This is a genomic window from Chryseobacterium capnotolerans (genome assembly GCF_021278965.1).
Lineage (GTDB): Bacteria > Bacteroidota > Bacteroidia > Flavobacteriales > Weeksellaceae > Chryseobacterium > Chryseobacterium capnotolerans.
In genome coordinates this window covers 1387331-1414293 of the sequence record NZ_CP065589.1, presented here as the reverse complement: position 1 = coordinate 1414293, position 26963 = coordinate 1387331, and the positions used below count along the sequence as shown (strand labels likewise).

Annotated in this window: 29 protein-coding genes; 14 read left to right on the top strand and 15 right to left on the bottom strand. The window is 35.1% G+C overall.

The features are described 5' to 3' along the window. The first annotated feature begins 9 nt into the window (after positions 1-9). The 3 genes from H5J24_RS06545 (at position 10) to H5J24_RS06535 (ending at position 2030) form a co-directional block, all read left to right on the top strand. Complete coding sequence (locus H5J24_RS06545; RefSeq protein ID WP_068943868.1) at positions 10-738, top strand: SDR family NAD(P)-dependent oxidoreductase; 729 nt, start codon at positions 10-12, stop codon at positions 736-738. A 130-nt stretch (positions 739-868) separates the two neighbouring features. Beyond that, complete coding sequence (locus H5J24_RS06540; RefSeq protein ID WP_068943869.1) at positions 869-1672, top strand: helix-turn-helix domain-containing protein; 804 nt, start codon at positions 869-871, stop codon at positions 1670-1672. Positions 1673-1760: 88 nt separating this feature from the next. Then, positions 1761-2030: a hypothetical protein gene (locus H5J24_RS06535; RefSeq protein WP_068943870.1), complete on the top strand. Its 270-nt coding sequence runs from the start codon at positions 1761-1763 to the stop codon at positions 2028-2030. 203 nt (positions 2031-2233) lie between these two features. Here the strand turns inward: H5J24_RS06535 and arsB are convergent, their stop codons facing one another. The 4 genes from arsB to H5J24_RS06515 form a co-directional block, all read right to left on the bottom strand. Beyond that, positions 2234-3265: an ACR3 family arsenite efflux transporter gene (gene arsB / locus H5J24_RS06530; RefSeq protein WP_232816142.1), complete on the bottom strand. Its 1032-nt coding sequence runs from the start codon at positions 3263-3265 to the stop codon at positions 2234-2236. Between the two features lie 32 nt (positions 3266-3297). Continuing rightward, positions 3298-3909: an arsenate-mycothiol transferase ArsC gene (locus H5J24_RS06525; protein ID WP_068943872.1), complete on the bottom strand. Its 612-nt coding sequence runs from the start codon at positions 3907-3909 to the stop codon at positions 3298-3300. A gap of 66 nt (positions 3910-3975) precedes the next feature. Continuing rightward, positions 3976-4449, bottom strand: a complete 474-nt coding sequence (locus H5J24_RS06520) for a DUF6428 family protein (RefSeq protein WP_068943873.1) — start codon at positions 4447-4449, stop codon at positions 3976-3978. A gap of 312 nt (positions 4450-4761) precedes the next feature. Further along, positions 4762-5088 carry an ArsR/SmtB family transcription factor gene (locus H5J24_RS06515; RefSeq protein WP_068943874.1) on the bottom strand — a complete coding sequence of 109 codons (327 nt, stop codon included), beginning with the start codon at positions 5086-5088 and terminating at the stop codon, positions 4762-4764. A gap of 561 nt (positions 5089-5649) precedes the next feature. On the opposite strand from H5J24_RS06515, the gene H5J24_RS06510 reads away from it, so the two are divergent. Continuing rightward, the gene (locus H5J24_RS06510; RefSeq protein ID WP_232816141.1) at positions 5650-6234 is read left to right on the top strand and encodes an alpha/beta fold hydrolase; all 585 of its coding nucleotides are present in this window, start codon (positions 5650-5652) and stop codon (positions 6232-6234) included. A gap of 49 nt (positions 6235-6283) precedes the next feature. Then, positions 6284-6472 (top strand): alpha/beta fold hydrolase, encoded by a 189-nt coding sequence (locus tag H5J24_RS26155; RefSeq protein ID WP_232816140.1) that lies wholly within the window; start codon positions 6284-6286, stop codon positions 6470-6472. A 48-nt stretch (positions 6473-6520) separates the two neighbouring features. Here the strand turns inward: H5J24_RS26155 and H5J24_RS06500 are convergent, their stop codons facing one another. The 5 genes from H5J24_RS06500 to H5J24_RS06480 form a co-directional block, all read right to left on the bottom strand. Further along, positions 6521-7039, bottom strand: coding sequence for a DUF2911 domain-containing protein (locus H5J24_RS06500; RefSeq protein ID WP_068943876.1), 519 nt, complete (start codon positions 7037-7039; stop codon positions 6521-6523). 37 nt (positions 7040-7076) lie between these two features. Then, positions 7077-8768, bottom strand: a complete 1692-nt coding sequence (locus tag H5J24_RS06495) for a sodium:solute symporter family protein (protein ID WP_068943877.1) — start codon at positions 8766-8768, stop codon at positions 7077-7079. Between the two features lie 100 nt (positions 8769-8868). Next, positions 8869-10314, bottom strand: a complete 1446-nt coding sequence (locus H5J24_RS06490; RefSeq protein WP_232816139.1) for a hypothetical protein — start codon at positions 10312-10314, stop codon at positions 8869-8871. A 68-nt stretch (positions 10315-10382) separates the two neighbouring features. Then, complete coding sequence (locus tag H5J24_RS06485) at positions 10383-11363, bottom strand: PIG-L family deacetylase (protein ID WP_232816138.1); 981 nt, start codon at positions 11361-11363, stop codon at positions 10383-10385. Positions 11364-11705: 342 nt separating this feature from the next. After that, positions 11706-12380 (bottom strand): hypothetical protein, encoded by a 675-nt coding sequence (locus tag H5J24_RS06480; protein WP_068943879.1) that lies wholly within the window; start codon positions 12378-12380, stop codon positions 11706-11708. A gap of 338 nt (positions 12381-12718) precedes the next feature. Between H5J24_RS06480 and H5J24_RS06475 the strand changes: the two genes are divergently transcribed. The 3 genes from H5J24_RS06475 to H5J24_RS06465 all read left to right on the top strand — a co-directional run bounded on the left by H5J24_RS06475 (position 12719) and on the right by H5J24_RS06465 (position 16014). Next, a complete protein-coding gene (locus tag H5J24_RS06475) occupies positions 12719-14257 on the top strand; it encodes a tyrosinase family protein (protein WP_068943880.1) in 1539 nt (512 codons plus the stop codon). Between the two features lie 158 nt (positions 14258-14415). After that, positions 14416-15006 (top strand): copper chaperone, encoded by a 591-nt coding sequence (locus tag H5J24_RS06470; protein ID WP_232816137.1) that lies wholly within the window; start codon positions 14416-14418, stop codon positions 15004-15006. Between the two features lie 150 nt (positions 15007-15156). Beyond that, positions 15157-16014 (top strand): LysR family transcriptional regulator, encoded by an 858-nt coding sequence (locus H5J24_RS06465; RefSeq protein ID WP_068943882.1) that lies wholly within the window; start codon positions 15157-15159, stop codon positions 16012-16014. On the opposite strand, the gene H5J24_RS25895 is transcribed toward H5J24_RS06465, so the two are convergent. Next, entirely contained in the window at positions 16006-16968 is a 963-nt protein-coding gene (locus tag H5J24_RS25895; protein WP_068943883.1) for a GNAT family N-acetyltransferase, read from the bottom strand. The two genes, H5J24_RS06465 and H5J24_RS25895, sit on opposite strands and share 9 nt — an antisense overlap. 755 nt (positions 16969-17723) lie before the next feature. Here H5J24_RS25895 and H5J24_RS06450 point away from each other — a divergent pair. Beyond that, positions 17724-18941 carry a hypothetical protein gene (locus H5J24_RS06450; RefSeq protein ID WP_068943884.1) on the top strand — a complete coding sequence of 406 codons (1218 nt, stop codon included), beginning with the start codon at positions 17724-17726 and terminating at the stop codon, positions 18939-18941. A 307-nt stretch (positions 18942-19248) separates the two neighbouring features. Here the strand turns inward: H5J24_RS06450 and H5J24_RS06445 are convergent, their stop codons facing one another. Continuing rightward, positions 19249-19794 carry a hypothetical protein gene (locus H5J24_RS06445; protein ID WP_068943885.1) on the bottom strand — a complete coding sequence of 182 codons (546 nt, stop codon included), beginning with the start codon at positions 19792-19794 and terminating at the stop codon, positions 19249-19251. A 497-nt stretch (positions 19795-20291) separates the two neighbouring features. On the opposite strand from H5J24_RS06445, the gene H5J24_RS06440 reads away from it, so the two are divergent. From H5J24_RS06440 to H5J24_RS06430, 3 genes are all read left to right on the top strand, one after another. After that, complete coding sequence (locus H5J24_RS06440; RefSeq protein WP_068943886.1) at positions 20292-20525, top strand: helix-turn-helix domain-containing protein; 234 nt, start codon at positions 20292-20294, stop codon at positions 20523-20525. 34 nt (positions 20526-20559) lie between these two features. After that, a complete protein-coding gene (locus H5J24_RS06435; RefSeq protein WP_068943887.1) occupies positions 20560-21285 on the top strand; it encodes a DUF3800 domain-containing protein in 726 nt (241 codons plus the stop codon). Between the two features lie 98 nt (positions 21286-21383). Next, the gene (locus H5J24_RS06430) at positions 21384-22205 is read left to right on the top strand and encodes a reverse transcriptase family protein (RefSeq protein ID WP_232816136.1); all 822 of its coding nucleotides are present in this window, start codon (positions 21384-21386) and stop codon (positions 22203-22205) included. Between the two features lie 746 nt (positions 22206-22951). Here the strand turns inward: H5J24_RS06430 and H5J24_RS06425 are convergent. Continuing rightward, the gene (locus tag H5J24_RS06425) at positions 22952-23578 is read right to left on the bottom strand and encodes a hypothetical protein (RefSeq protein WP_068943889.1); all 627 of its coding nucleotides are present in this window, start codon (positions 23576-23578) and stop codon (positions 22952-22954) included. Positions 23579-23893: 315 nt separating this feature from the next. Between H5J24_RS06425 and H5J24_RS06420 the strand changes: the two genes are divergently transcribed. Together H5J24_RS06420 and H5J24_RS06415 are read left to right on the top strand one after the other, a co-directional pair. Further along, positions 23894-24040: a hypothetical protein gene (locus tag H5J24_RS06420; protein WP_167387015.1), complete on the top strand. Its 147-nt coding sequence runs from the start codon at positions 23894-23896 to the stop codon at positions 24038-24040. 147 nt (positions 24041-24187) lie between these two features. Continuing rightward, positions 24188-24394: a hypothetical protein gene (locus H5J24_RS06415; RefSeq protein WP_141395702.1), complete on the top strand. Its 207-nt coding sequence runs from the start codon at positions 24188-24190 to the stop codon at positions 24392-24394. Between the two features lie 222 nt (positions 24395-24616). On the opposite strand, the gene H5J24_RS06410 is transcribed toward H5J24_RS06415, so the two are convergent. The 3 genes from H5J24_RS06410 to H5J24_RS06400 form a co-directional block, all read right to left on the bottom strand. Next, a complete protein-coding gene (locus H5J24_RS06410; RefSeq protein WP_141395703.1) occupies positions 24617-25534 on the bottom strand; it encodes a hypothetical protein in 918 nt (305 codons plus the stop codon). A gap of 167 nt (positions 25535-25701) precedes the next feature. After that, positions 25702-26247 carry a helix-turn-helix domain-containing protein gene (locus H5J24_RS06405; protein ID WP_068943892.1) on the bottom strand — a complete coding sequence of 182 codons (546 nt, stop codon included), beginning with the start codon at positions 26245-26247 and terminating at the stop codon, positions 25702-25704. Then, positions 26234-26698 carry a GNAT family N-acetyltransferase gene (locus tag H5J24_RS06400; protein WP_141395704.1) on the bottom strand — a complete coding sequence of 155 codons (465 nt, stop codon included), beginning with the start codon at positions 26696-26698 and terminating at the stop codon, positions 26234-26236. Before H5J24_RS06400 ends, H5J24_RS06405 begins: the two co-directional genes overlap by 14 nt. Positions 26699-26963: the final 265 nt, after the last annotated feature.

The following is a 26963-nucleotide window of genomic DNA, read 5'->3' as shown; positions in this document are numbered from 1 at the left end:
AAGCAGAAAATGAAAAATCTAATAGGAAAAGTAGCCGTTATTACTGGTGGTAACAGCGGTATTGGCTATACCACAGCCAAAAGACTAAAAGAAAACGGTGCCCAGATTATAATCACCGGAAGACGGAAAGAAGCCATTGAGAAAGCTGCTGCCGAATTGAATGCAACAGCAATGATTGCTGACCAGTCGAAATTAAATGATATAGAAAATCTAGTCAGTCAAGTAAAGCAACAATTTGGAAAAGTTGACATCTTGCTTATCAACGCTGGTATTACAAAATTTTCCACCATTGAGCAGACAACGGAAAGTTTATTTGACGAAATCATGAATGTAAATTTCAAAGGAGCCTTTTTTACATTGAGTCGCTTTATTCCTTTACTTAATGATGGCGCTTCTGTCATCATGCTTTCTTCTACTTCTGCAACCATTTCGCCACAAAGCGCTTCTATATATGCCGCCAGTAAAGCCGCTATCAATGCAGTTGTAAAAATAGCGGCACTTGAACTGGCTTCGAGAAAAATACGCATTAACGCTGTAAGTCCAGGTCCCATAGCAACAGAAATCATGGATAAAATCGGTTTAAATGAAGAATTGCAAAATCATCTGATACAAAGCATTCCAATGGGAAGAATGGGAAAAGCAGAAGAAGTCGCTGATATGATCCATTATTTAACAAGTGAAAATGCAGGTTTTCTGACCGGAGCCAATTTTCTGGTGGATGGCGGACAATCTATTTAGAATTAATTACAATCATAAAAGAGAGGCAAGATAGCCATTTTGCTTCTCTTACCATGAACTTTTAAACAAAGTAAATGATGTTATTTCTTATCTTTACCTTATTGATTTCCTTCTTAAAAAAGTAAAAATCATGGAATACCAAGCCCGATACATTACCGAAGATATAAAGCTTTCAAGCTACGAAGACAAATTTTTCAAATCGGACATTATGTTTGAAGATCATATGCTGGTCTGGTTTCTTTCTGGAGAAACCAAGATTGTACAGGCTGATGCTACCTATATATTTGGAAAGGGGGATATTTTTCTAATTCCCAGAAATCAGCTGGCTACTATTATTAATTACCCTAAAGACGGTGAACCCCACAAAACTGTGGTCATGCATTTATCATTAGAAACATTAAAGAATTTTTATGCAGACAAGAATATAAATTCTCAACCCAAAAATTCACCGAAGATTTTTTGTTTCAATAATCACCCTCTGCTGGAAAGCTGCCTGGCATCACTTATTCCCTATTTTGATATGAAGGAAATCCCTGTGGATATTGCTTCCATTAAAATCACCGAAGCCATTAGTATTCTCAGAACCCTGAACCAAGAAATCGATCATGTGCTTGCTAATTTTGAAGAGCCTGGAAAAATCAATCTTGTCGACTATATGGAAAAAAATTTTATGTTCAACCTTCCGCTGGAAAAGTTTGGCTACCTCACGGGCAGAAGCCTTACAACATTTAAGCGGGATTTTAAAAAGGCTTTTACCATGACTCCACAACGGTGGTTAACACATAAACGTTTAGAACTTGCCTATTATCAGATTACTGAAAAGAAAAAAAGGCCATTGGAAGTTTGCTATGAGGTAGGATTTGAAAACCTCTCCCATTTTTCATTTGCTTTCAAAAAGCAATTCGGGATTGCACCGAGCTCTTTAGTACCTTAAATTTTTATCGTTAAAAATCTTCTATCAATCAATGTCTATAGCTCCATCTTACATGGTTGTTAGGTTGATGATTTGCAATATTCGGCCGATGAAAAGAAATATTTTTTTCAATAATTCTACAAGGATCACAAATAGGCTTCTATTGAATCCTGAAGAAGCCTATTTAGGACACTCATGTATTAAGAAGGAATTTAGGGATCTGGGACTTTCTCCATTCTTGTGCCAGATACGAATGCAGAGTGCCTACTGGTCAGGATTAAGAAGATTGTCTGTTAGCCACCGTAAAAGCAATCTTTCTTCAAAAGCAGAAAACCCAGCGTATGGCTTTATTTTTATGCATGATGAAAGTATGAGCTGACTCGATGGTACAACGGAGGATGTACTATATTGTATACTCGATCTAAGAAAATGCAAGAACTAAATTTTGTCATTGATTTGCAGATAGTAAAAAGTACGCTACTTAGACATTCATAAACTTATCAGTGTAATTTCTCTCGGTTAAAGATGATTAGCTGATAGGATTGATATGGCCTTAAATTACCGTGAACAATTCCGTTGGTCTTAGCTGTAATATTTCTTTTTTAGCCAAAGACTTGCTTTAACCAGTAATATAAGTACCGGAACTTCTACAAGTGGACCTATAACCCCCACAAAAGCTTGTGGAGAGCTGATACCGAATACTGCAATAGCTACTGCAATGGCCAGTTCAAAATTGTTTCCAGTTGCAGTAAAAGCTATAGAGACATTTTTGTCGTAAGGAACTTTCAACGATTTGTTTACAAAGAAACTTACAAAGAACATAAGAACAAAATAGAGTACTAATGGAATAGCGACTTTTAACACATCCATGGGTACTTCTACTATTTTTTCACCTTTAAGACTAAACATCAGGACAATTGTGAATAATAATGCGTACAGTGTTATTGGTGAAATTTTCGGTACAAATTTTCGGTTATACCATTCTATACCTTTTGATTTTACTAAAAAGTATCGGCTTAAAAAACCGGCCAGAAAAGGTATACCAAGATAAATAAGTACACTCTCCGTAACATCCTTTATAGATACACTTACATTGAAATTGGCAATGCCTAATTTACCTGGTAGTACATTGATGAATAACCATACAAAAAAATTGTAGGTGAATACCTGAAAAACACTGTTTAAAGCGATCAAAAGAGCGGCATATTCTCTATTTCCTTTTGCTAAATCATTCCATACAATTACCATGGCAATACATCTGGCCAAACCAATTAGTATTAATCCAATCATATAGTCAGGTTCATTTCTCAAAAACACAATAGCGAGAACAAACATTAAAATAGGCCCTATTATCCAATTTAGCAATAATGATATACTGATTACTTTTTTATCCTTAAATGCTATGCGTAAGAGGGAATAATCTACTTTAGCCAATGGAGGATACATCATTAAGATTAGTCCAATTGCCAATGGGATATTGGTTGTACCTAAGGACAAGGAGTCTGTGACCTTTGAAATGTTCGGAAAGAAAAATCCTAAACCTATTCCAATCGCCATAGCAAGAAATATCCATAAAGTGAGGTATCTATCAAGAAATTTTAATTTTGGTTGCATACTCTTTTAATTTATTCCTGTAGTTTTGCTTCTTATTTTTTTATAAGTGAAAAAACATAAAACATTTCTGCAGCTATCTGTAAACTTCTGTTTTTGTAAACTTGCGTCTGTTCTGCAGTGTTATCAGAAGCTTTAGGATCTTCATATTTTATAGGAAATCTGGCTTCTGCCCCAAAAACTAAGGGGCAGCCTTCATCAGCATTGCTGCAGGTCATTATAGCAGCAAATTCATTTTTAGGATTGAATTCATTATTATATTCTTTGGAAAAACAGATGATAGCTGATTCATTTTGTGCATACTTTACGGCATAAACTGGATTTTCTGTTTCGCTGAGTTTTTGGATCTGAAAACCTTGGTTATTCAATGTTTCTACTACTTTTGAAAACATGGCAGTTGCTTCTGTACCTCCTGAGTAGCAATATAAATTCTTAATGCCAAAATGATAAGCCATTGTTTGTGCCCAGACCTGTGACAAATGGCTTCTTCGACTATTATGCGTGCAGATGAAATTCAACCGGATGCTCTGATTCTTCTCTACTTTACTTTGTATGTAATTTATCAGCGGTTGTAAAACAGCTTTTCTTTCCTCTGGAATAGTATCTATAGAAGTCTCCTTAATACTTTCTACAATTTTTTTGTTCATTTTTAGTCGTTTGATTTAGAATTCTCTTATTTGATTATCTATATTTAGTTGATAATAGGCGGCTTCTTAACAGCATCCACCGCCTGGTGTACAAGAATTGCTTTGGTTTACAGTAATTTCGGAAAGATTTTTCTTTTGTTTTTCAGAAGGTATTCCACAAGTATCCTGAGCCAAGCAAGTTGTGGTTTTAGTTTTCAGGACAAATCTTTTTCCATTGAACTCAAGATCATACTTACCAATCGTATCACTTTGATATTCCACTTCGATCTCAGAGTCTTCAATTCCTAATTTTTCCTCAGAAAGTCTGATAATGTTCAGTAATTTTCCAGGTTTTAAACGGTGCTCATAATCGTCGGCATTCCAGAGCTGAAAGTTTACAGCTTTTTCATCACGGATTACTCCACCACAATCAATGAACTTTTTATTGATCTGCCCCACTTCGGTAATATGAAAGTTTTCCGGTACAAATGTTCCATTCTCTAATTGAAATTCAACATTTTCTAATGTTGGAAGGATTTCTTTAATTTCTGATAATTTCATTGTTTTTACTTTATAGTTATAATGCAATATTGCGATACTTTTGATCAAATTTTTTCCCTTTTTTTAGATTCATGGCTATGAATGGGAAAGCATAAAAGTTTCAATTTGTTGAAACGCTTTTTCTAAGTCATTCCAGACCGATCAATAATTTTGATGACCAATAGGACAGCAATAGCTTCAAATGGAAACCGTTTACAACAAGATAGACGATATATTCCCATCTCGGTAAGCCACCTATAATAGATCAAATACTGGCAGCAACGAATAAGAGATCAACAATACGAAGATGCAATGAAAGCCCTTTTCATATTGCTAACAACATTTCTGACTGGTTACCGTGAATATAATTTTTGAAAAGTATTCTTTCAGAATGTCGAATGTATTTTCGTCAATACAGTAACAGACTGAATTACCTTCAATACTCCCTTTTATTAATCCTGCGTTTTTCAGCTCCTTTAAATGCTGTGATACTGTTGGCTGCGCTAGTGGTAGTTCATTGACAATATCTCCGGTTATACATGTGTTGACTTTTAATAAGTATTCTATAATGGCAACTCTTGCTGGATGTCCCAAAGCTTTAGCAATAGTTGCAATTTGGTTCTGACTGTCTGTAAAGTGATCTGTTTTTGTAGCTCCCATAATCAATTATTATATTGCAATATTACGATATTAAAAAATAGAATGCAAAATTTCCAGGATTTTTTATTCAATTTTTATTGGGATATAACTTAGAATGTATAGCTGGAGACCCTTAAAATGAATAGTCTCCGTTTAAAAAAATAGTGTACTGGTCACAGTCGTTATAATGGCTCCGGGAGTTCCGAATTCGTCTCCGAAGTAGAAGTGGTAAACGTTTGTTATCAGAAATTTTTCTTTGTCAGAAATGCATCGTTTTTTGTGAACGGAAATAAGTTCAACGGTGGTGCAGAAGATTTACCTGAGCTGGTAAGGGAGAACGTGAACTGATATGGAATAGACAGCCTGACGTGAAAAGAAATGTTTCTTACACAACATATGATGCAAAAAAGATTCACTTCATTAGTGGGAATGGAAAATGAATTGACCTATCCAAATAAAAAACTTTATCAAAATGTACAAAATTAACATAGATTAATTTCTATCTGGCTTAACCACCTTATATTTGATAAATAATTAAAGCAACAACTATTAAATAATAAATAAATTTAAAAAAATATTATTATGAGCACATTAAAATTAAAAGACGGAACAGACATTTTTTACAAAGACCAAGGAGAAGGACCAGTATTGATGTTCCACCACGGGTGGCCGCTATCATCAGACGATTGGGATGCACAGGTCATCTTTTTCCTTCAAAGAGGTTACAGAGTGATTTCGCATGACAGAAGAGGCCACGGTCGTTCCAGCCAGAATATTTATAACCACACTATTGAGCAATATGCTTCTGATGCGGCAGAGCTGGTTGAATTCCTGGATTTGAAAGACGTAGTTCACATTGGCCATTCAACAGGAGGTGGTGAAGTTATCCGTTATGTCAACAAATATTCCAACGGAAGAGCGAAAAAAGCAGTTTTAATCAGTGCCGTTCCACCAGTAATGGTAAAAAGTGAAAACAATCCTGATGGTGTTCCAATGGAAGTTTTCGATAATATCAGAGAACAGACTTTGAACAATAGAAACCAGTTCTATTTTGATTTAACTTTCCCTTTCTACGGTTATAACAGAGAAGGTGCCAATGTAAAAGACGGTGTACAAAGAAACTGGTGGAGACAAGGAATGATGGGGGGGGATCGTAGCTCATTATGACGGAATCAAAGCATTTTCCGAAACGGATTTTACTGAAGATCTGAAAGCGGTGGACATCCCTGTTTTGGTTCTTCATGGTGAAGATGATCAGATTGTTCCGATCGAAAATTCTGCTATAAAATCTGCGAAACTTTTGAAAAACGGAAAACTAATTACCTATCCAGGTTTTCCTCACGGAATGCCTACTACGGAGCACGAAACCATTAATAAAGATCTTTTGGAGTTTATTGAGGCTTAATAAAGGCATACGAAAAATAAGCCGTCTCAGTTGTGAGACGGCTTATTTTTATTTTATTTCTACAGGAACTGAGATTTTATCCCAATCCATTGTGAATCCATTGCTGTTTATTTTATACACTAAAGTTTCCTGTGTGGCTGGTAAAGCTTTTGTTTTTACATCAACACGTAAAGCGTCCTTTGCTTCTTCGTATTTATAAGCGCCCCATTGTTTTGGCTCTTTGTTAAAAATTGCAGTCCATGTTCCACTTTGTTTAGGAATTAAGAAAAAGCTATATTTACCTTTAGCCAGTTTTTTACCCTGAACGGTAATATCTTTATCTGTTTCAAAAGTAGTAGCTTCATTAGCCCCTGCACGCCAAACTTTATCATAAGCTTCTAAACCACCCCAGATGGTACGCCCTTTAACAGAAGGACTGCTATAAGCAATGGTGATGGTTGCATCTTTAATTTTTCCGGTTGCCGTAGCCGGAGGGCTGGCTGGTTTTTTAGCCTCCTGAGCAAAAGCATTCACTGAAATCGTCATGGCAGCCATAACTACGACCACTGATTTAATCATTGTTTTCATACTATTTTTTATTTGTTTGTTTTTGTTATTGTTACGTTTACGAATTTACTTCTTTCGGCTTATAAAACAATACACCAATTGCAGAAAATATAATGACTGCTGCCGCCCCTATAACATTAAGCCACAGGAAAGAAACGATATCAAACTGATAAACGGCAATCACTGTAATTTCTGATAAAATGGCAGCAATAAATACATTGGAACCCGTAATTTTTTTATAGTAAAAGGCAACAAGAAAAATCCCTAATATCGGGCCATAGAAAAGGGATCCTAATACATTCACCGCTTCAATAAGAGAGCCCATCTGCGTGGCAAACATGGCAACACCGATTGAGAAAATCCCCCAGGCTAAAGTATGCAGACGGCTATATTTCAATTCAGTGGCATCATCCGGAATTTCTTTTTTAAATATCAGATGAACATCTTTTAGTGAGCAGGCGGCAAGGGAATTCAGTGCTGCGGAAATGGAACCCCAGCTGGCCAGAAAAATGACAGCAAACAGTAACCCGATCATTCCTACAGGCAAAGTATTTTTCACGAAATACAGGAAAATGTAATTGGTATCCGTTTTCTCTGCATTATAGTTTGAATTATTAATCGCTTCCTCTACCCTGCCGTGAAGTGCTTTTACCTCGGTTTGAGTATTCTTAAAATCCTGAATTGTTTTATTGAGTTGGGGAGAATTTTCTTCCTTCAGCTTTAGAATTTCTTTTGATTCTGCATTGAATTTGAGTTGTAAATCCTGATGTTCTTTTTCAAAAACCGCAGCCTGTTCAGGTTTTGTTTCTTTTAAATATTGATAAGAGCGTTCGTTAAAATAAATCGGAGCCGGTTTCAGAGAAAAGAAAGCGAAAAGCAAAGCACCGATCAGAAGAATCGCAAACTGCATCGGAATCTTAACCAATCCGTTCAACAGCAAGCCCATTTTTGCATTCGTATTATCCTTCGCAGTAATATATCTCCCCACCTGGCTTTGGTCTGTACCGAAGTAAGAAAGCGCCAGAAAAAAACCACCAATCAGGCCGCTCCAGATATTGTACTTATCTTTCCAATCAAATTCTGTGGTGATGACATTCAGCTTTCCGGATTTTCCTGCCAGATAAAGCGCATCATTAAAACCAATTCCATTTGGCATATTCTGAATAAGCAGATACCCTGCAAAAGCCATGGTTCCCAGAATAATGAGAAATTGTAATTTTTGGGTGTGAGCGATTGCTTTTGCTCCACCAACATAGGTATAAATCAAGAGAATACCCCCTGTTAAAACATTGGTTAAATAAATATTCCAGTTTAAAACGCTTGATAAAATGATACTCGGTGCATAAATACTGATCCCTGTTGACAATCCTCTGGAAAAAAGAAAAAGCAGAGAAGTAAGAACCCTTGTTTTCTTATCAAAACGGTTTTCTAAATATTCATAAGCGGTATAAACATTTAAGCGCTGAAAAATCGGAATGAAAGTAATACATATCACAATCATCGCCAAAGGCAGACCAAAGTAATACTGCACGAAACGCATTCCGTCCGTATACGCCTGACCCGGTGCTGAAAGAAATGTAATGGCACTTGCCTGAGTAGCCATAATCCCTAAAAGTACAATATACCAGGGCATTTTATTATCTGCTTTCAGATAGGATTCGTTGCTTTTCTGGCCACGGCCGATGAATACGCCATAAACCACCACTACAACAAGTGTAACAATCAAAACTGTCCAATCTATAGTACTCATGCCCAGAATTTAGTAAACCAATAATAAAATACGATCTGCAATACTAATGCAACGGCTAATAGTATGTACCAGATATTCCAATTTTTAAGTTGCTTGTTCATCAGTTTTTTTGTGCAGATAAAAAGTTTAAAAATAAACGTGCCGCTCCAACATTTCCTGCAGGCAGCTGTCTGAAAAACGCTAACGGAGTATAAATAAAATTGCCCTTTCCGTATTTGGCATATAAAGTTGATCCCAGCAGAGGCTCTTCATCTGTATCGTGCATTTCAAAAAGCGGTTCATACGCTGCATCCCATTGAGCAGGGAAATAAGCACCCCGCTCCTGTACCCAGCCTTTAAAATCATCCGCAGTAATTTTGTTCGGAAAGTTCAATAATTTATGATTTGGGTTTAAAAGCTTAACCGCAGCATTTTCTTCAGTAACCCTTTTATTGGCAATGCTGAAATTGTACATTCCCAATTGGTCAACGGTGGTATCCTGGTTGGTGTTGTACTGCATTACCAGATTACCACCAGCTTTTGCGTATGACCATAAAAAAGGCATCCAGCGCCCCAGCTTTTTCTCTGTGTTATTGGCACGAACCCCAAGTACGATGGCATCATACTGCGATAGCTTGTTTTGGCTGCCGGTTTCATTTATGTTACCATAAAAATCCTCATCTTTCAGGACATCTACCTGAATCCCTGCAATGCGTAGGAACTCAGGAATAAAATCACCCGCACCTTCTATATACCCCACTTTTTTAACCTTTGTCTGAATATCCCCTTTCATTACAGTTACCGTTGCAGGCGTAAAATATTGTAAGGAAGGCAGATGCGGATACTGTATTAAGAGTTGTTTTTTATTATAAGTGACCCCATCTGCAACAAAATTGGCATCCAATTGCAAACGAGAGGAATTAATTCCGGCAAGCTTAGTTTTTGGAATAACGTAATCGATGGTCGTATCTTTTCCATTGAGTGAGTTTACATCAGTACCACTTAATCGCTCTCCATTATACATAAGGTTTAGAACTCCTTTATTGAACTTCTTGTTAGAATTAGCTTTAATATTAAAACTCAAATGTAAATCTTCATTTTCTTTAGCCACATACAATGGTTGTGTAAATTTCAGTTCCAATGCAGGAACAATACATAAGGCTTCTACTACATCACCACGCACCGGATCTAATTTCTTGAACGATAAAGGAAGTTTAACCTGAAAATCTTCTGAACCGATTTTTAAACCCAGTAAAACATTCAATGGTGATTCTGCTTCAGGCAAACCGACTAAAGTCTCATCCGGAACCGAAAAAGTGGCTGCATTCTTTGCTGGTTTTGCCAACCAGTAAGGTTCTGTGAGTGCTGCATCAGCAGGAATCTGAATATCATGCTGAATAGTAATTAAAGAATCTTTTGATAGTTTTCTGTTGAAACTTTCCGACTGACCTAGCCATTTTACATGGTCTAAAACAACAGGATTTGCAGCTCTTGAAACCAGATTTAACCTGAAATTGTAATACTCTCCGGCAACAGCTTCAGCCTGATTGGTAACCACCTCGCCCATAAATCCGGCACAGCTTAAAATAATATTATCAAGAGATTGAAGTTTATCCTTTTTTTGATCTCCATCCTTTAATGCAACAATCTTTTTCGCAAAGCAAGCAAAGCAGACAAGCTAAGGTCAGGATTATTGAAATTGAAGGTAGAAATAATTTTATCTAATGATTGATCTATATCAGTGTTTCCCTGTGAAGTCCAGGTTTTAGTGACTCCGTCAAAAAGTGTTGTTTTTGCAGGCTCACCGATAACATGAGCAAAATATTCAGTTCTGATTCCGGCTACAGATTGTGTTCCCGCCCCCTGGCTTTTATGTAAGCTTCTGCTTAATCCTGCCAGTTCACCATAGCCCATTCCCAGCTGCGCATCATATTGCCCAACGGTCACTTTCAATTGATTTTCAGCCGTTGTATTCACTCCTCCAAAGCGGAAAGTATTCCACAATACGCGTTTTGGCTGCCATACATTCACATATTTTAATTGATCCGGGAAAGCATTTTTATCGCCCGCCAGCTTAAAAGCTTTTTCCGCAACCACAGCCGAAGCAGCATGTTGTCCGTGACCTGCCGCCGCATTAGGAGGAAAACGACAAATGATCACATCAGGACGGAATTTACGAATGACCCAAACCACATCTGCTGTAATGCTGTCTGCATCCCATTGTTTGAAGGTATCGGTTGTATTTTTAGAGAACCCGAAATCAATCGCACGGGTAAAAAACTGTTGAGCGCCGTCTAATTTTCTTGCCTCTAAAAGCTCATGTGTTCTGATTAACCCCAGTGCAGCACCTTGTTCTGTACCTAATAAATTCTGACCACCATCGCCTCTCGTTAAAGACAAATAGCCCGTTTCTACATTTTGGTCATTGATTAACCATGACAGCAATCCCGTATTTTCATCATCGGGATGAGCTGCAAGATATAGAACTTTAGGCAGCTGTTTAAGCGTTTTGAGTTCGCGGTAAATTTCTGATGATTTTGAAGGCCGGACCTGTTGAGCCGAACCAAAAACCGGGTAAAAGCTAAGGATAAATACAGTAATTAGTTTTTTAAACATTTAGATTTGCTTTGCGGGGTAAATATAAGTAAATCGTTTTTCTTTCAACTTTAAAAGAAAAGCAACACTCTCTTTGTTATGTCAACTTCGATTATTTTTAATGCTTAAAGTTAAATGGAAAGAAGTTTTACCATCAAGAAAATTTTTGACTGACTAATTTAAGCAACGGTAACTCTATTTAATTATTTCGCCTTGTCATTCTGAATGTAATGAATACTCTAAACTATAAATGAGATTCTTCCTTTGTCAGAAATTGAAGATTTGACGTAGTCAATGACGAACCTTTTGAGTTTAACTTCAATCCAACTTTATCTATGAATCAGAGTTGCAAAAAAATAAAAACTACTTATTTTTTCTAATTACATCCCGTGTAAGATAGATATAATTAAACATACAAAATGTGGCTATTGCTCCAAAGGTATGCCATAAAAAGTGGGTTCCGAAATCCAGCCATCCCCATTTATCAATGATGCGGGAAGTGAGTGCAAGAACAAACGACAATAAAGCAAAGCCTACCCATTGGCCAGCTTTCCATTTCGTATACATCAGATAGCTTAATACTGATAAAAGCACAAATGAAGCCATGATGGCGTAGTTTACATTGATAAAGAGAGAAGGGTTATCTACCAAAATCCAATTTCTCAACCCCAGCGTAAGGACCAGATATACAAGAACCATTACAATAGCATAGTACCATTTGAGACTCTGCGCTAAAAAATAAAATCCGGCAGAAAAGCACAATATCATAATGGGCATCCAATCCATCATGATAAACACCGGCCATTGTCTGAATGCGTGATAAATGGTTCCCCCTATGGCCCCAATATATAATAAAACCAAGCAGTAGGTTAAAAAAGGATATTCTTTAAAATTACCTTTCATTTTAAGGGTCCAAAAGATGGCTATGGCTAAAAATAATAATGCAGTGATTGCATTTAACGGCTCAGGAAAAAAATGAGCCAGATCTGTTTCTTTATAGAGCATACCTCCATCCAGAGGTAATTGATTTATTGGCATTGTCCTTTTTATATGGGTTCATAGAAAGGCTGTAGAACGCAAAATGCAGACACAAGCCATTTTTCTCTAAATATAGAAAAAATTATGACATTATATAACTGGATATGCCTGATCATATTTTATAAAATTGTTAATTCAACGTAAATTAAACTATACAAAGTTGCGTCCGTAAGAAAATAGTCTAATATTCTTTCTTACGACAAAACCTTCTTTCAATACAAGATTAGGTATAACTACTGATAGACAAGATTTTTTTAAATAATAATTTTACAGTGAGAATGAAATCGAAAAAATATTTGGTTTCAATCCCATAACTATAATCATAAATCTATTAATACATGAAAAAATTCTTACGAAAAAACGCGTGGAATGAGGAAGGAACGTTTGATAATCCCGATTTATACTGGTATGCAAAAGCAGTTGCTGAAATGCAATCCAGAAAATTGGATGACCCAACGAGCTGGTGGTTTTTTGCCGCCATTCACGGGGAAAACTTTGCCGGAGATCCTGATGGTATTGACTGGAATACTATTAAAGCTCCGCCAAAAGTACCTACAAGCCCTTTTCCGTCTAAAGATATAAAAGATAAGTATTGGAATCAATGTCAGCACCAAACCTGGTATTTTGCCCCATGGCATCGTGGCTATCTTATGGCTTTGGAAATTCAGATCAGAGCAATAGTGATAGAGCTTAATGGACCTGATGACTGGGCTTTACCGTATTGGAACTATTTTGGTGGAGAAAAAGAAAATAAAATACCTCCGGCATTTACCCGCCCGTTTTTAGACCGAGATACTCCTAACCCTCTTTTTGTTACAGAAAGACATGGCCCTGATAACGACGGAAATATTTACATCAAATTATTTAAGGACGGCAAGCCAAGAGTTACACAAAATTGTGAACTTAAGACAATATACACCGGTAATCAAAATTGTTTCGGCGGGCCTGAAACTGATTTTTCACATTATGGAACGATATTTCCTGAAGAAAGTTTAGAAACCAATCCTCATAATTTTGTTCATAATGACGTAGGAGGAGTTGTTAAAGGAAATGAAGGTCTTATGTCTGATCCTAATGCTGCTGCACTGGACCCTATCTTTTATCTTCATCACTGTAATATTGACAGAATGTGGGCCTCATGGAATGCCAGGGGAAACAGTAATCCAACAGAGAAAAAATGGCTGGGAGGCCCGAAGGAAATTGGAGAACGCGAGTTTGTAATGCCTTTACTTGATGGAAAAGAATGGACGTATACCCCCAATGATGTAACCAATCTTGATCTTTTGGATTACAGCTATGATGATCTTAAAACAAAAGCAGAACCTGCTGCTGCCGATACTACTACTGAAAGATTGAAAAAACTGGGAATTCCGGTTTCGGATGATGCTCAACTAACCGAATCTACTATGGATAATAATGAGAAACCAACAGAATTAGTCGCTGCCAACCAAGGTTCTTTTGAAATTAAGAATGCAGTAACCAAAACTACCGTTAATTTTTCCGATAAAGGATTAAAGAAAGTTTCTACAAGCCTTTTAAGAGCTTCTGCAGATGAAATTCCTGACCGCATCTATTTGGTTCTTGAAAATGTAAAAGGAAATATCAATGCCAATACGCTTGAAGTGTCTGTAAACAATCAGCATATAGGATTTATCTCGCTTTTTGGACTTCGCAATGCATCACTGGACGATTCCCACGGAGGTGGTAACGGACTTAGCTTTTCTTTAGACATTACCAATATCATTGATCAACTTCATCTTGAAAATGATCTTGATCATTTAAAATCTCTAGATGTTGCCATTACTCCTGATAACGAAATCTTATCTGATGTGAAAATTACAGTAGGAAGAATAAGTGTTTACAGAGAAAAACAATAGCAATGAAAAGATCAAATGCTAATCGGAACCTCATAAGCTACAGTGTATGGGGTTTCAGCATTATCTGTTGGTTTATCCTGCTTTTCAATCCCGGCAATTTGCTCACAGCAGCACATTGTCAGATGAATTTATGTAACGGAAGCAGCGCTTCTTTAAAAATGATCCTCAAAATAAATCCTTTCTCTGAAATGATGACCGGATGGATATTGATGGTATTGGCCATGATGCTTCCCAAGCTGATTATCCCCATCCAGAGCATCATTAATCAAAGTTTTAAAAGTATGAGTTTTTTATTGGTCATTCTTTTTATAACAGGATATGTTTTGATGTGGACTATAACCGGGTTTTTATTAAACATTTTCATCATTTTTATCAATATTCAGATGCCTGCATCTTTTATTCCGGCAGTTATTTTTGGGATCATCACCTTAATCTGGCAATTTTCTCCCATTAAGCAAAAGTGTCTTAACAGGGGACATTATCATCCTGTTTTGGCGGCGTGGGGTTCTAAAGCTTATCAGGATGCTTTTTCATTTGGGATTACTCACGGTTTCTGGTGTGTGGGCGCAGGCTGGGCATTAATGCTTCTCCCGATGTTATTACCGCAGGGACATCATGTTGCGATGCTGATCGTCACTTTTATTATGCTGAGCGAACATATGGAACATCCGCAAGCTCCCCGTTGGCGCATAGACCTGAGGTTGAAACTGCTGAGAATCATAATTCCTGACAATCCTATCAGACGTTGATCTGCTGTTAAAAAAGATCGGATTACAATATCCAAACAGCGCCACTTTATAAAAGAGGCGCTGTTTTTTGTATTCGTATAATTTTCAATCAGGTGGTTTTTAATTCAATTTACTTATTAAATTTGCTTAACTAATGATTAATTTGCATTAATGGATTTACAGCAGCTCAAATACTTTCTGGCATTGGCCAAAGAACTTCATTTCTGGAATACCTCCGCGAAAATGAATATTACACAGTCTGCTTTGAGCCGGAATATTCAGTCTTTAGAAAGTGAACTGGGCGTTCAGTTGTTTTATCGTGATAAGCGAAATGTGAAACTTACCCCGGCAGGGAAATTTTTGCAGGAAAAATGGAGCGAAGAGCTTAGTCAAATGGAATCTTTTCATCAGCTGGCCCGGCAGATTCATTTAGGTGAATATGGAACGATAAGAATTGCGCATCCCGATTCTATTTCTTCTTCAGTTTTACCCGATTTTGTGAAAAAAGTTTCGGCGGCTTTTCCCACTCTTCATCTGGAATTGTTTCAGCTGACTAATGAAATTCAGGAGGAATATCTTAAAAATTACAAGATAGATCTGGCATTTTCCCGTGATATCAATACCTATTCAGGAATTAATGAAAAGAAATTATGCCAGGAAAATCTTTCTTTGGTGGTTCCTGAAAATCATCATTTTAAAACCTTGTCTGATATTTCTGAAGAAACATTGAAAGATCAAAAATTTCTTTTAACAACAGGAGATGACGGCAGCAGTTACAATTTGCTGGTCCAGGAAGTTCTCGGTTTTTATAAGATCAATCTTGATTCTTATATTCGATGTGAGTTTGGATCTACCATTATTTCATTAATTAAAAACGGATTAGGCATTTCGATTCTGCCGCATTCTTATCATCTTCACCAAAATACCGGAATCCGTTTTATCCCCCTTCCCTTTGTTACCGATTTGTACATCCAATGGCGAAAAGATGATCCTAACCCGATTCTTAAAAATATCCTGGAATTAGTTTAACACCATTTCTATGTGTGGAATTCCGTCTTCATCGTAAGGAGTTCCTACTTCTTTAAAGCCTAGAGCATTGTAAAATTTCAGCAGATACAATTGGGCGCTGATCCGGATTTTTGATTCCTTAAGAATATCCTGACAGCCTTTGATGGAATGTTCCATCAGCTGCTTTCCCAGTCCCAGTCCTCTATACGCTGTACCGATTACAACACGGCCAATGGACGCATCTTCGTAGGTCAAACCATGCGGAACAATTCGGGTATATCCTGCCAGCTTTCCGTCCACTAAACACATCAGGTGGTGGCATTTTAAATCTTTATCATCAATATCCTGATAGACACAATTCTGTTCTATAATAAATATTTCGCTTCTTAATTTTAATATGTTGTAAAGTTCGAGAGTGGATAATTCCTCGAATGATTTTATAAAAAATTCAATTTTCATGGTGTTGCTTTTTACATCCAGTTTCATCATAATATCCGTCTGTTCTTCATTTCCGAGTCTGAAAATATGTTTATCAAACTCTTTAAATCCGTTTTTCCTGTAAAAGTTAATAGCCCGCAAATTGTTTTCCCAAACACCCAGCCAGACATAATCTGCATTTTTTTCTGTGGCAATGGCCATCGCTTTGTCATAAAGAGCCTGCCCTACTTTCTTTCCGTGATACTCTTTAGAAACATATATCCTTTCAATTTCAAGCGCATGATCTCCTTTCATTTCAGTTTGTGATAAACCCGTGTTGAGTTTTAGATATCCTATCACTTTATGATCCAGTCTTGCAAAATAGAATTCAGAGTTTTTGTCGCTGAGTTCGGTAAGAAGCTTTTCTGCCGCAAAACTTGTTTCAAGATATTGTGCCATGCTTTCTTCTGTATTATCTTTAGAGAATGTTTCGGAGAACGTTTTTTTACTGATCTCCTGTAGTTCTGCTATATCGTTTTCTGTAATTTTTGTTATCATTATTTCCATTTTCTATACTATCCATTCGGAGTTTAACCCATCTATTTATTGCCGCAAAATTAGCCTGTAGAATAATGCAAAAAAATGCTATTTTTTAATTATTTGATTTGTTTTTTGCATTAAAATAATGAATGCAAAGTTCATTCATCATTCCACTTTATTGTAAGGAGGCGAAGAAAGAATCAACTTTATTGATTTCGATGAAGCAGACATTTTAGCTGTATCTTTAATCGGCGACGAAGTTGCAATGCTTTGCGCACTTTTCATCAACAGTTTCAAAAATGAAAACTTTGCGTCAGAGAAACACATCGTTTGTACAATCTTAGACCCTATTTAAATTGGATACTCAAAAAAGTGTTTACAACTGAGAATTCTATCAAGAAAATTCAACTGAATATTGTAGACCCATCACAATGTATTAGATTCACTTATAACCATTTATATTTAACTATGATACATCAAGTTACACTCTTCAATACATTACAACCGATTGAAATAAAATAATGAATATAAATATCCAAATATTAAAAAAAATCATCCTATTTCGGAGAAAAATAGGAATTTAACAAAATTTGAGATAAATCGTTTTAATCCAATATAAAACACTAAAATTAAATCATTACAAACCCACTTAGAATTCCTATACTTCAATATAATACTAATTATTAATTAATTTTCTTTAATTATAAATGTTTTTTTTTTATTTTTTTATTAAAAAAAAGGTATATTTGACTTACCCAAAATAACACCTTAACATGAAAACAAAATTTACACTATTCAGTGCTATTCTTATTGCTGGATCCGCATGTGCCCAAGTAGGCTTCAATACAACTTTACCGAAAACCACAGTGGATGTCTCTGCTAAAAGAGATGATTCAGGAGTGATTACGGATAACACACAAACATACGGATTACAGGCTCCGAGGCTTACAAGAGCTGAGCTCACAGCCAACACTGCTACGTATGGCAGTGATCAGAGAGGAGCATTAATTTATATTACGGATGTTACCGGTGGCGATGCTACAGGACAACGTATCCTTGTTACTGCTATGGGCTATTATTATTTTGACGGCGCTCTATGGCAAAGGCTTACCCAGGCAACCAATGCTATCGCTCCGGAAATTTCTGCATTACAATGTACTACAGCCTATTTAAATCCCTCTACTTATACTGCCGGCACTCCTTTCAACGGAAATCTGAGAGTTACCTATAACCAGGGAAACGGGGGTGCCTATAATTCAGGAGCTCCTTTTACAGTGAACGGATTAACCTTCCAGCTAAGACCCGGAACATTAGAGTTTGGAGATGGTGAATTGGTATTCTCAGTGACCGGAACTCCTACCACTGCCAATAATATGACCCTTCCTTTGAACACCACAGCAATTCCTTTCTTAACGGCAGCCCAAAACTGTACTGCGACAGTAGGAAATACCAGCCGTGCAGACATTTCAGATCTCGCTGTGATGGGATATCCTACGCTCACAACCGATCCTAACGGGAAACAGGCTTATACTTTACCTCTTGCTACTCCAGACGGTAAGTATTCAATCAGGGTAATATTCGATACCACAAGTGGTACAACCGCTGCTGTTCCGAACGTACAATTATTTAATAATACAGGTGCTACCGTTAATCTATATTGGAATTATAACACCGAGTATGGCGGATATATTGGTTCAGCGGTAACCACAAACAATATTACTTCAGGAGTATGGGGTGGTATGAATGATTCATCAACTACCTGGGTTCCTCAAGGTACAGGAGCAGTAGGAACTGCTTATTGGGGAAATATAGGGATTATAGATGGAGCCGGTGGCGGACCTGAGCATAGAAGATATACCTGGATAGACAGTAATGCTTCTTCAAAAACGGCTTACACTGCAACCATTATGGTAGGAGCGCCTACTTCAGGCAGTGCCCAGCCCAACCTTTCTAAAGTATACATCAAGATAGAGCAAGTAAAAGCACCATAATAGAATGCCCCTGAAAAAAGGGGCATTTTTTATTAATCTACAGTGTATACGATAGATGTAAAATCATATTTGAAATGATTTGATAAACGCAAAGTATATGAGTAATTCTGCTTTATGGTAAGGAGGCAAAAGTGATGCGACTTTGTCGCTGATGAAGCTTTATGCTTATCCACGCGCTTCAACGAATCAACTTTGTTGATTCTATTCTTTGCTCCCTGAAAATAGACATAATAAAACTAAATCTTTGCGTGGTAAAAACATCATCAATACATTAACCATCTGAATCAATAATTTATACACAACCCTCTTATCCTGAATGAGTGTCGGCCATCTTCTTTTCTCTCTTTCTTTGAACAATAAGGTGTGCAGCATCCAGCATTTTAACGGTATGGATGTAGGGCATCACGATATTCCTTTCCGGTAGATTTTCATAGACGCCCATGGAGAAATAGACGATTCCTGACATAAAATAATCAAATTCTTTGAGGGTGTATGCTCTGAATGCTTTTTTGAAAACCAGCAGCGGATTCCGGTATTCCTTCTCCGAAAGCAGGCCAAGAAGCCACGGGGAAATCTTTTCCGGCTGGCTATCTACAGTCCATTTTCTTTCCTTTAGCATCATGAGATATCCTGCCCGGATGAGCGACCTCATCGACTGATGAAAATAGAAGATCACCGCCGGATCTTCATGGATCCAGCTATTTCTCTTTACTGCATAGTTCATCAGGTTGCTGAGTATTTCTTTGGAATCATCCAGCTCATTAAAATGGAAGAAAGTTTCCATCAGCTGTAGCCCGGAGTGTTTATTGTTTGTCCGAAAGCGGGTATCGAAATGTGTTTTTATCTTTTTCATTATGTATTTTTAGAATGCATGAAACCACCAGCCTACCGATGTACGCTGAGTTGTATGGTAAATGATGAATAGAAATAAAATCTGTGTTCCCGTGAAAGCCCTGAAGCCGCAATGGATTGTACACTCCATTGTATCATATCATGATACTTTATATGATGAAGTGGCTTAGAAAAAGATGATTGTAGAAAAGCTGAACAGCATGAAATAAAAACGGCATGGGACTCTACAATATCTGAATCAGAGGTACTGGTATACCGTGCACACAGATAAGAGAGCCCACGCCTAGGTCGTGAGCTTCCTGCCTATCTTCCCGTGTGCTAAAAATTACCAGTTTTCTGATACGAGATTCTAAGCAATAGCTTCTATTATTCTTTGAAGTATCGCAAAGCTACTTTAATAAGTAATCTTTTCCAAATATAAGAAATTTTCATTTTGTTACAAGTTCTTATAACAAAATTTGCAAAAAAATTTCCGCCCTTTGTAGAAAGTACTCATAAATGGATGTTTTGCAAGATGAAATACTAAAAAAATTTGGAGAACACATCAAAGAATTAAGACTTAAATCTCGACTTACTCAAGATGATGTTGTACTAAATAGCTCTAAAATTACTAAAGCTACAGTAAGTGATATAGAAAATGGAAAAAGGAACTTTGCATTTACTACATTGATTGATTTAGCTAGGGGGTTAAATATACCACCTAAAGATTTATTGAACTTCAAAATTGATTAAAAAGATATTTTTGTATCCCACTACTTAATACTTTATGATAAAAACTAATTACTTTTATATTGATGAATCAGGAAATATAAATAATAATTCAAAAATTTTTATTCATGGTTGCATTAAAACAGATAGCCCACAAACAATAACAGATGCCTTACTTAATTTAAAAACTGATATTCAAAGCTCTATTTATTATGAAGATATTAGGAAGAAAATATCAAAACAAGGTTTTCATGCAACTGAAAATAATATGGATGTTCGTGCAGAAGTATATAAAATATTACCATTATTAGATTACAGGGCTTACTTCGTAATTACAAATAAAGAAACTGATTTTTTCAGAGAGAAAATGAAATCTATGGATGAATCTGATTTTTTTACATATTCTTTAAAAAAATTATTAAAGGATAGAATAGAAGCACATAAAAATGAGAAAAATATTTTCTTCTTTGAAACTATTGAATTGAAAAAGAATTCACTGAATAATATTTTAACAAATTTCTTCTCCATTTATAAAGAAAGGGTTGACTGCGAGTTTCATATAGTAGGAAAAGATGAAGAAAATCTAGCAATAGTAGATTATCTGAATTTTATTTTTTATCAATTATTTACCGAAGAGAAACCAATTCCAAGGATGAAATCTAATTTTAATTTGGTTGCTCCCAAAATTGCTTTAGTAAACTATACTCACAAAAATCTTTTTTTTTCTAGACAAAAAAAAGAAGAATTTAAGGTATATTTGCAAAATCTACAAAAAAATTATTAGTGGGTGTACAGATAAACTTTGGATACGATTTCGTATTCGGCAACAAAATATTTCAATCTTATCTTATCTGACACCCACTTTTTATATTTATATAAGTAATGAAACACACCGAATTAAGTACAAAAAAAGATTTAGCTAACTATTTAAGATGTGATTTATTATTTCTTGAAAAAGCTATTGAAGATGACTATTTCATTCGTAACATAGACACATTTAATCAAGAAGATGTATTACTAGCCTCTTTGACTTCTTTGAACAATAATATTATTTCAGTAGATCAGTTTAAATTAAGAAAGAAAGGGCATAATGGTGGATTTAGGACTGTACATAAAATTTGGACTCTACAATTAAAGAATTCATTAAAGATTTTAAATAATCACCTTATTCAAATTTTTACACCTTTAGACATTGTACATGGCTTTGTAAAAGGAAAAAACATTAGATCCAATGCAGAGTGCCACCTTGCAAAGAAACTAGTTTTATCAGTTGACATCAAAGATTATTTTGAAACCATCACTGAAAAAATGGTTGAAGAGGCCTTAATAAGTATAGGCTATAATGAAAACATTGCATTGTGGATAGCAAAAATAGTAACTATAGATAATCATCTTGTTCAAGGTTTTTGTACAAGTCCAACTTTAGCAAATATTGTTACCAATCAATTAGATAAGGAATTAAAAAAATTGTGTGGAAAAAAAATTACTTATACAAGATATGCTGATGATTTATACTTTTCTTCAAATACAGAAGAGATTCCCTTAGAAAGTATAAAGTTAACAATAGAAAAACACAACTTTTTGCTAAATGACAAAAAAACGAAATTTATGAAAAGAGGACAAAAACAATATGTTACTGGATTAACTATTTTTGACTCTTATATTCCAAGAATTTCAAAAAAAGAAAAAAAAATATTCGCTTAGAAATTAATTATATAGAAAGAGTCGGCTACAGATCACATACTGTTCATAAATTAATTAAGGAAGGTGAAGACCCAGATAGTTTAGATTTCTATAGTAAATTAGGTGAAGAAATAAAGTTAACGCGAAATAGACTATACGGCTGGTTACATTTCATTCAATCTATTGAACCTCAATTTGCTAAAAAATATTATAAAAAGTTAAATGATATAGATCAAAAATATATTTTAATGGCAAAATTAAATGCACTTAAAAAAAATGCTCGCAACTCTGATATTTGAGTTTAGTTTATCCTGTAATATCTAAACTTTTTTAGTTACGTTTTTCATTTTGAGTTAGTATTACTAAGTAATTTTCAAATTAAAATTTCTGCTACCACACAAATACTTTTATGTAGTTTTCTAGTATTGTAAATCTAAAATTTTATAACAACAATATTATCTAAAAATCCTTTCCCACTCTCTTATGGCTCTCAACTTTGGAGATAGTTCAAAGGAAATAATCTTCATTCTTATTTACCAGCTCAAATTCAAAAAATTTGTTTCCAAGAATTGTATATTTATTGGATAAGACTTTCTAATAACCCCCGCTCTCCGAAGTCTCCTGACTTTGGAGCAAAATCAAAGAGAATGATCCTATTTACCTGCGCTCTTCGAAGCCTTCAGACTTTAGAGATATTACTTAAAGCAAAAAATAAAAAAAACAATATTTGAAAAAACGCAACACTTTCATAATCATAGTCAAAAGAATTAAGATTTTCGATTTCTAATAATGAACTCCAGATTTTTAATTAGAAAATAAAGAAAAATGCCTATCCCAATACAATAGATGACAGCATAATGAATAGTATATAATATATTAGCCATTGGCGTTAATGGGGACATATTTCCTGTAAATATTGAAGATATACTATATGGAAGTAGTGTTGCATAAGTCCAAAAATTATTTTTATCTAATTCTGCTTTTTTAACTTTATAGTAATGCAATTCATTTTTAAGGTATTTAATATTTTGATTTATTATACTTCCAAATTTCACAGAATCTAATTCAGCCTGAGTTCCACCTTTATACAATTCCTTTTTTAAAATACCTTTTCTATCAAAAATATAGATAGTTGCTGTAAAGTCAAAATTTTTACTTGGCAAATTAATCTTGTAATCTGTAAATATTATATTACTTTCAGTAAAATTTAATTGTTTCAATTGTTTTAATTGCCTGTTTAGGATAGTATAATTTGAAATTTTAATATTTTCGAGAGATTTAATCTCATAAGGAATATTCTTCGAATCATCAATCCACTCATTAAGCACTACTCGTTTTCGACTATCATGAATAGCTGTTTTAAATTCAAAACTAGCTGGATTACTTTTGAGCATTAAAGTATATAGAAAAGGAAAGACTACTAAATGTAGAGTTAATATGATTGAAAGACATGAAATTGCATATTTAGATTTCTGATACTTTTTATATTTGGAAATCCTGTAGAGATAAACGCAGAATGATAAAATAATTAAAATTAAGAATGTTGTTGAGAAGAATTCACCAATACCAAATTAGATATTAATTAACGTTAGTATCATATTAAGTTATTTATATATAAAAATAAGAAGATTATAATACATCAATTGTGGTTTTCCGTAATGTAGGAAGTTTGACCTACCTTAAATTTAGTATGTTAAATAAATTTTATAATGGAAACAATTAAAGCAATTAAGCCAGGCCCAAAACCTGACAAGTCTGATGGAACCCCAGACAGAAGAAGAAGAGTAACCCCTGAAACAAAACCAAAACATCCGGATCTAAAACCTCACAAACACAAACCTGGAGATTCGAAATAATTTTTGGAATGTTACAATATCTTTAAAAATCTCAGCAGTGCTGAGATTTTTTGATTACAAAGAACCATACGTTTAGTAATTATTTATGTAGCTATGAGAGAAATACTGAAATCAAGTAACAAAAGTAAAAAAACACCATATAAATTCATGACATTTAAAGAAATTAAAAAAGCTCTGCAAGAAAATGAAAAGTTTTATGATGACAAGATCATTGGTTTCAATGAATATATTGAAAAACAATTTGAACTATTAAAGGAATTAGATGAACATATATACAAGTTAGAAAATATTCATCTAGAGTTTTTTAAAAATATAAAGAATTGGTTTAGAAAAAAAATCAATAAAAGAGAATAACCTGCTCTCCAGAAATAAAACAAAAAAAACCCAACCTTCGTTGGGATTTTTAAGTAAAAAAATATCTAATTCTATATTCTTATAAGGTTTACATTACTTTTTCACCAGCTCTACTCTTCGATTTTGCGCCTTCCCTTGTTCAGAACTGTTATCCGCCATCGGATTTTTGCTACCGAAGCCCTCTGCTAATACCTTTGAAACATTCTATCAGCTGTGGTCACTTTATGCCTTCATATGTTTTAATATCCAGTTTAAACATTCTTTAGAATCCATAATACTCCATGAATGAGGATGTCTTGTACCGTCCGGACGAATTCCACGATCATTGGTGATGACAAGATCAGCGTTTTTGTGGCCTTTTAATCGTAATAGATTAATCATAGCTGTAATATCTGCCACATTAAGGTCGTAAATATCCCTTCCTCTGTTTTCCATCTGCCATATAATTCCAGGTTCTGTATACATCAGAATAGGGATATTCAGAAGATATTTGGCATTGCCTCCATCTTTTTCACGATAAGAAAACATAGATTCTCTTAGGTAATTGGATCTGTTTTTATCCGGTGTACCAATGGCTTCAACCATTTCAGCAGTTAGATATTTTGCTTCATTAGTTCCAATATCAGAATAGTCTCTTTCTATCTCTCTCTGCAGCCTGTAATACATATTCTCGTAATCTAACGGTGCATCAAGAGCGAATACAGAATTGGGGATAAAATAGGTGTTTTTGTCCCTGATTGCTCTTTCAGCATAGGTAAAAGCCAGCATTCCACCACCAGAAAGTCCGCCAATGGATATTTTATCTTTAGAAACTTTATGCTTTTCTACTGTATCCTTTACCATTCTGTCTAAAAACTTCTGCTCTATATGAAATCCGAAATCCCCGTCTTCCCAGGTTGGAAGTAATACGATGAGATTCTTTTCCAATGCCAGATCATCCAGCTTAATCTGATTCATTACTTTTTCGCCATTTTCACCGCCTCCGGGTAAAATAACAAGGATTCCTTCAGCTTTATCCTTCGGAACCAATTTCAAATAATGGTTTTGGGTATCTTTAAAAGTAATTTTTTCTGGAGTCTGTCCAAAAAGACCGGCTCCAACCATTCCCAATAAAAGGGTAAAATATCTGATTTTCATCATTAAATAGTTTATTACAGGGTCATATTATTTTTTCACCAGCTCCACCTACGATTTTGCGCCTTTCCTTGTTCAGAATTATTATCCGCTATCGGATTTTTGCTGCCGAAGCCTCACTCTCCAAAGTCTTCCAACTTTGGAGCAAGCTATCTCTTTAAAGTAAGTAAAAGCTAATAGGCAAATCCTAGTTTATTTTTAACATGCTTACGTTCTTCATCTCTTAATTTTTGATTTGTCATGATCTCATGCTCTTTATCTTTTTGAATAACTTTAAACCAATTTATTGCGGGAATCATCCCGTTGGAATGTAATTCAAGTCTAATGATGAACTCATCTGTCGGATTTCGATGATTATTAATATATTGACTCAGTACAGCAGGCTTAATATCCACCTCAACAGCAAAGTCTTTATCTTTTTTTTCTTGTCTGCTAACATACTCTTTTAAAAAAAATCCAAAACTAAAAGCTTCCACATATTGGTTGCTATCTATATAGTCTTCCAATTGAAACTTTAGCTGTAACAATCTTGAATACATTTTTTGCTTGTGAGTACGATTTTTAAATTGATTCCTACGAGCTGCCCAAAAGTCCTCTTCCTCTTTTTTCTCCTTCGCATTCAAAATTTTATCAGCAGGAAAGACAAAAGCATCTGCAAGTTCTTCACCTGTAAACTTTGAAAAATCTATTTCCTTAATATCCTTTCTATTTGTCTTCATAATATTCCTGAATTAATTGTAATGAATTTTCTCCTTCAGTGATCAAATATATTTTGGTTGACTGCAATCCATATAGTTGTATATAATGTTTCTCAAGCCTTGTTTTTGGCTTTAGGCATACAAATCCTTCAAACCCTCTTTTAAATGCTTCTCTGCATACAAATGCAATAAGACAACCCGCAATACGGCTGTACTCCTTCGATTTACCAACATTTTCTCTAGAGACCGCCAGAAGCCTGATTTCCAAAGCATAATCCTTTGGCCGTTCCTCTACTGACAGTAGTCCTATTGGCTCTTCTTTATCCTCTGCTGTTAATTTATAAACATGAAAGTTTTTTTCTTTGTTCCAATTAAAATCAAATCGTTTGGTTTTATTAATTTGCGAGATTTCAGAGGCATCAATTTTAGTTATTGTTGCAGCCTGTTTCTCACCCGTAATTTGATTTAACACATACATTACCTACCAAATATACAAAAAAGTTTACATATAATGTAAACTTTTATTATAAATTACTTCTTTCCAACGGATTCAGTAAAGACGTATTCTTTGCTATCCAAAGCCTCCCGAATTTGGACAGCAGAGTATTTCTATTAAAAAATTATTTTATACATTCTTTTTTCATCATGTTATCTTCTTAATCCTTCTATTATTACAGGCATTGTCATTATTTTTTCACCAGCTCTACTCTACGGTTCTGCGCCTTTCCTTGTTCAGA